This window comes from Haoranjiania flava (assembly GCF_025631005.1).
GTDB classification, from domain to species: Bacteria; Bacteroidota; Bacteroidia; order Chitinophagales; family Chitinophagaceae; genus Haoranjiania; species Haoranjiania flava.
Genome location: NZ_JAOTPL010000067.1, coordinates 1 through 298, shown reverse-complemented (window position 1 = coordinate 298; position 298 = coordinate 1). Strand labels below are relative to the sequence as shown.

Below are 298 nucleotides of genomic sequence, written 5' to 3'. Positions count from 1 at the left end.
AATTTGATTCAAATAAGCCAGTGTATCCGGCACGCCTGTTTTGGCATTTATCCCTTTGGTGATAAATAAAACCATGAGAATGATAAGTATTTTTTTCATTAATATCTAATTATTATACCGCCAATCGACAACTATATCGGCAACAATACCGGTACCATAATATTGGGCAGCTTCGGCTCTCCATTGACCGCGATATTGGCCACTATCATATATGGGACCTGATATTCTTCTATTTAGTGGAGTAGCCCATTTTATTTTAAAGTTATACGAACCAAAATCTTCCATATATTCCGGGATA

At 36.2% G+C, this 298-nt stretch carries 1 protein-coding gene; it reads right to left on the bottom strand.

Annotated elements, in window-relative coordinates; translation table 11 throughout:
* Window positions 1-105: 105 nt before the first annotated feature.
* Window positions 106-298: hypothetical protein (locus tag OD355_RS13855; RefSeq protein ID WP_263039091.1), on the bottom strand; the 193-nt coding region annotated here is incomplete at its 5' end.